The sequence below is a fragment of the Sphaerospermopsis reniformis genome, from assembly GCF_005402885.1.
In the GTDB taxonomy this organism is placed as follows: domain Bacteria; phylum Cyanobacteriota; class Cyanobacteriia; order Cyanobacteriales; family Nostocaceae; genus Sphaerospermopsis; species Sphaerospermopsis kisseleviana.
The window spans coordinates 1-5,341 of record NZ_BJCE01000304.1 but is presented as its reverse complement, the minus strand read 5'-3'; the positions used below and the strand labels follow the sequence as shown (position 1 = coordinate 5,341).

Genomic DNA, 5,341 nt, shown 5'->3' with positions numbered 1-5,341 from the left:
TGGCTTTGAGATTGACAGAGATTTAAACGCTGCGATTAATTTAAAACAAGAAGCGGTCAGATTGATCGTGTTAGCCTGTGGACTAGATAGTGCCGACACTGCTAGGGTGAAACAGGAAGAAAAAGCCGACTTTTGTTAGCATTAGTTAGCTTTTTTGTATCGGAGAAAATAACCAATTACCAATTACCAATTACCAATTACCAATTACCAATTACCAATCACCAATGACGACTTTATCTACTACTGGTGTATTTGCTGGTGAAGTTAAAGAATTTCCCTGGAATTGGCAAAATCAGCCGTTGCGGGTGGTTTATGAAACCATAGGGGAGGGTTCACCACTTTTATTACTTCCTGCTTTTAGTAGCGTTTCCACACGGGGAGAAGTGGGAGAACTTGCCAAGTTACTCTCTACCCATTTTCAGGTTACTGCTATTGACTGGCCGGGTTTTGGTGAAAGTTCACGCTTGAGTTTAGATTACAATCCCGCCATATATGAGCAATTTTTAGCAGATTTTGTGAAATCTGTTTTTAATACTCCAATTATTGTGGTTGCTGCGGGTCATGCTACTGGTTATGTCTTAAAGCTGGCATTTAAACAACCAGAAGCTATTTCTAAAATTGTCTTGTTAGCACCGACTTGGCGCGGACCCTTGCCAACAATGGGGGCAAATGCCAATATAGCTGCTATGGTGCGGGGGATGGTGCGATCGCCTATTTTCGGTCAAGCACTCTACAAGCTAAACACTACCCCATCCTTTTTAAGTTGGATGTATCGCCGTCACGTTTTCACTGATACAACTAAACTTACACCCGAATTTATCGCCGAAAAATGGCAAACCACCCAACAACCAAACGCCAGATTTGCATCTGCGGCCTTTGTCACTGGCAACATTGATACTATTCACAGTCAAGCGGAATTTTTATCCTTGGTTGAGTCCGTAAACGTTCCCATCATTGCATTTATAGGCGCGTCTAGTCCACCAAAATCACGGCAAGAAATGGACGCTTTAGCAAAGTTACCAAAAATTACCAGCGTGATTATTCCTGGTACTTTGGGACTTCATGAGGAATATCCAGCAATTGTTTTTGATGCAATACTGCCATTTTTAACCAATATGTGTTAAACAGAGAATGATTCTCAATGACTGTCAGGAGTCAGGAGTCAGAATATTTGGGTTAACTGCTAGATGGCAAACAAGAATTTTTGACATAAGTGTTAAAAAGCTGACTCCTAACTGTTGATAGCCAACGAACCAATCATCAAATTATCTAAAAATTGCCTTAAAATTATGATGACTTCAGAAATAGCAAATACCGTACCCGTAACCGTTTTAACTGGCTATTTAGGTGCGGGAAAAACTACCCTCCTCAACCATATTCTCACCTACCAACATGGTAAAAAAGTAGCAGTTATCGTCAATGAATTTGGGGAAGTAGGCATTGATAATCAATTAGTAATTGATGCAGATGAAGAAATATTTGAAATGAACAATGGCTGTATTTGTTGTACAGTGCGTGGTGATTTAATCCGCATCATTGGTAATTTGATGAAACGCCGGGATAAATTTGATCATTTAGTAATTGAAACCACCGGATTAGCCGATCCTGCACCTGTGATTCAGACATTCTTTGTTGATGAAGATATGCAGAGTCAACTATCACTAGATGCAGTAGTTACGGTGGTAGATGCCAAACATATTTGGCAACATTGGGAAGCAGACGAAGCCCAAGAACAAATTGCTTTTGCTGATGTGATTTTATTAAATAAAACTGATTTAGTCACACCAGAAATTTTAGAGGAATTAGAAAAACGCATTCGTTCAATGAATGCAATGGCGAAAATTTACCGCACCCGAAATTCTGAATTATCAATGGATGCTTTATTGGGGGTAAATGCCTTTGATTTAGAACGCGCTTTAGAAATTGATCCTAACTTCTTAGGTGAAGATGCCCATGAACATGATGAAAGTGTTTATTCTATAGCTTTAGTAGAATCAGGTGCAATAGATGGGGAAAAATTAAATGCTTGGATGTCAGAATTACTTAGCACCAAAGGAACTGATATTTTCCGCATGAAAGGCATTTTAAACATTGCTGGTGAAGATAACCGCTTTGTTTTCCAAGGTGTACACATGATTTTTGATGGTAAAGCAGATAGACCTTGGAAAGAGAATGAAACCAGAAAAAATGAACTTGTTTTTATTGGACGTAATTTAGATGAAGCCAAGTTAAAACAAGATTTTATGGCTTGTATTGTTTAGAAAGTCAGGATTTGTAGAAAGTCAGGATTCGTAGGGGTTTAGCAGTGCTAAACCCTGACAATAGAGATGGTGAAGAAAAGATTTTTCCCAATCACCAATCACCAGTCACCAATCACCTAATATATGAATTTCACAACTAACAAACCTCAACAATTTACAACCTACTATTCAGGTCATTTTGCAGATTATATCACCTCTCTAAATTGGTCATCCACAGGTGAAAAACTGGCTGTAATATCTGCTGCGGGAGAAGTTTTAATCTGGGAAAATTGCGAAATTACTCACTTACAAACAACTACAGGTAAATCAATAGACTGTGTAGCTTTTTCCGCTGATGGTAAATATTTAGCTATGGGTGGACAAGATGGAAAAGTAAAGATTTGGCGAGAAAATCAATTATTTAAAACCTTAGAAAACGCCCCTGCTTGGGTTGATAAATTGGCTTGGAATCATACTAATAATCTATTAGCTTTTAGTTTAGGGCGTTATGTGCAAGTTTGGGATGTAGAAACAGAAGAAATTGTTGTCACTCTTAACTTTGAAAATTCATCAATTTTAGGAATTGATTGGCGTAAAGATGGAAAATATTTAGCTATTAGTGGTTATAAAGGAGTGAAAATTTGGAATAGTGAAGATTGGGATGATGAACCGTATATTTTAGCTATGGGTACAGTTAGTGTAGCAATGGCTTGGTCACCTAATGGTAAATATTTAGCGTCAGGAAATATGGATCGTAGCGTCACCGTTTTAGAATGGGAAAATCCTGATCCTTGGGTTATGCGTGGTTTTCCAGGTAAAATTCGTCAGTTAGCTTGGTCAGAAATTACAACTGCTACAGGTGCGCCGCTTTTAGCTGCTTCCAGTGTGGAAGGTGTGGTAGTTTGGGAAAAATCAGCGGATGAATCTTTAGGTTGGGAAGCGCGAATTTTAACCAATCATGTGGATATAATTAATGCGATCGCCTATGCACCCCAAAGTTATATACTTGCTTCTGCTGGTGCTGATGGGTGGTTATGTTTATGGAACGAGAATTTTGAAGTATCGCAAATTCTCACAGGTGTACGTGGTGGTTTTTCTACTTTAGCTTGGCATCCCCAAGGTAAATTTTTAGCCGCTGGTGGGGAACAAGGAGAGCTACTAATTTGGTCAAAAACTAATGACTAATGTTGAATAATTGGTTATGCTGTATCAGCAGCCTTTAAGGGTGAACTATGAACATAACTAAAAACATAACTAAACTGATTTTTCTGGCTTGTCATCTGTTTTTAGCATCTTTGTTTTTGCTAGTAAGTCCAGCACAAGCATCTACTAGATGGAAGACTGTAGCTACTTCTGATCAGATTGTAGCGGCATCTGTACAACCAATTCCCGAATTAACAAAACCCATTTTCAAACAACAAAACCAGCAAATTTTAAATAATATTGGTTGCAGTTGTAGTGCTTGTGTTCAATCTAATTTTCATAAGTTGCAAGGTAAATTACCTAGTGCTGACTTTTAATCAAGTTAGCAATTATGAAACCAAATTCCGGCACAGTATTACTCATTTCTGTGCCTTTACTACTTGATTAATTTAGCTCTTAAAACACCACAATATTTTTTGGAGCATCCCAACTTTGAAAAAATAACCCCAGCAACACTAAAAAATCTCTTAAAACCTCTTACCTTTGTGTCCTTTGCGCCCTTTGTGGTTCAATCATATCAGGATCTGGGAGCGTTTTATTTCGTTAGATCAACATAAATTTACACATTTGGAATGCTCCCTATTTTTTGATTTAAATTTAATTTAGAAATAGCAGTTATTTATGACAAAAAAAATCATATACAAGAATTTATTAAATATTGCCTTATTGGTGATTTCCCTGGGATTTTCTGGTTGCAACAATCGCAATTTCAATACCAGATATATTCAGTATAATCAGACGCAAAATATTAACAAAAATCTTCCTCAAGTAGTGGCAACTACCAGTGTATTATGTGATTTAACTAAACAAGTTGCGGGAGAAACAATAAACTTGACTTGTTTAATTCCTCCTGGTTTAAATCCGAGTATTTATGAACCGACATCAGAAGATATTCAAGCCATTGAACAAGCTAAACTTATTTTATATCATGGTTATAATTTTGAACCAATTTTAATTAAAGTTATTCAAAATGCTCAAAATAATGCACCCAAAATAGCAGTTGCTCAACGTGCTGTCACCACACCTGAAAGATTACGTAAAAATGGTAAAAGTTTCACTGAACCACATATTTGGCATGATGTGAAAAATACTATTAAAATGGCAGAAGTAGTTAATAGTAATTTAAGTAAAATATTACCTCAACATCGAAAAGAATATAGTAGCAATACCAGTAAATTAACCCAAGAATTAAACAAACTAAACAACTGGGTTCAGTCCACACTTGACACTATTCCTGATAAAAATCGCAAATTGCTAACAACCCACGAAGCCATGATTTATTATGTCAAAGCTTATGGTTTTCCCTATAAAGGTAGTTTAGCAGATATTAGGAATGAAGATAATTTAACAGATACAAAAGTGAAAAATTTAGCCCAATATATTCAAAAAACAAAAGCACCAACAGTTTTTGCAGATACAACAATTAATCTTATGTCACTTCAACCTATTACCAGTAAAGCAAATGTGAAACTTTTTGATAGACAACTTTATATTGATGGACTAGGTAAACCTGGTAGTGATGGAGAAACCTATCAAAAAATGATAGATGCAAATACCCGCAGTATTGTTGAAGGATTGGGAGGTACTTATTTAAAATTTAAGCCGAATATTGGTAAGTAAATTGGTGACTGGTGACTGGTGACTGGTGACTGGTGGCTGGTGACGGGTGACTGGTGCCCGGGGAGAGGGGACTGGGGACTGGGTACTGGCGGGGTGGAGCCGGGGACGGGGTCCAGCAGACGGTTCACCGGCGACCCCAAATCGACGGACAGCGCCATCATCCCACCCGCGGGATTGCGCGCGCGGATCGCACCCCTGCCGCGCGGTCTCGCCACGCGCATGGTCTGCTCGTCCCTCCGCCACACCGCCGCTGCGCACTCGCCCACCGTCGTGACACC

6 protein-coding genes are annotated in these 5,341 nt (G+C 38.3%); 5 read left to right on the top strand and 1 reads right to left on the bottom strand.

Annotated features, from left to right (window positions below):
- Nucleotides 1-224 precede the first annotated feature (224 nt).
- The 5 genes from FFR48_RS24940 (at nt 225) to FFR48_RS24920 (ending at nt 5,063) form a co-directional block, all read left to right on the top strand.
- The gene (locus FFR48_RS24940) at nt 225-1,124 is read left to right on the top strand and encodes an alpha/beta fold hydrolase (protein WP_137669226.1); all 900 of its coding nucleotides are present in this window, start codon (nt 225-227) and stop codon (nt 1,122-1,124) included.
- A gap of 165 nt (nt 1,125-1,289) precedes the next feature.
- Nucleotides 1,290-2,261, top strand: a complete 972-nt coding sequence (locus FFR48_RS24935; RefSeq protein ID WP_137669225.1) for a CobW family GTP-binding protein — start codon at nt 1,290-1,292, stop codon at nt 2,259-2,261.
- Between the two features lie 123 nt (nt 2,262-2,384).
- Nucleotides 2,385-3,425 (top strand): WD40 repeat domain-containing protein, encoded by a 1,041-nt coding sequence (locus FFR48_RS24930; protein ID WP_137669224.1) that lies wholly within the window; start codon nt 2,385-2,387, stop codon nt 3,423-3,425.
- 47 nt (nt 3,426-3,472) lie between these two features.
- On the top strand, nt 3,473-3,760 hold the full coding sequence (locus FFR48_RS24925) for a hypothetical protein (protein WP_096565605.1): 288 nt from the start codon (nt 3,473-3,475) through the stop codon (nt 3,758-3,760).
- Between the two features lie 304 nt (nt 3,761-4,064).
- Complete coding sequence (locus tag FFR48_RS24920) at nt 4,065-5,063, top strand: metal ABC transporter solute-binding protein, Zn/Mn family (RefSeq protein WP_137669223.1); 999 nt, start codon at nt 4,065-4,067, stop codon at nt 5,061-5,063.
- Here FFR48_RS24920 and FFR48_RS24915 read toward each other — a convergent pair.
- Nucleotides 5,030-5,191, bottom strand: coding sequence for a hypothetical protein (locus tag FFR48_RS24915; protein ID WP_162501959.1), 162 nt, complete (start codon nt 5,189-5,191; stop codon nt 5,030-5,032). The two genes, FFR48_RS24920 and FFR48_RS24915, sit on opposite strands and share 34 nt — an antisense overlap.
- Between the last annotated feature and the right edge of the window lie 150 nt (nt 5,192-5,341).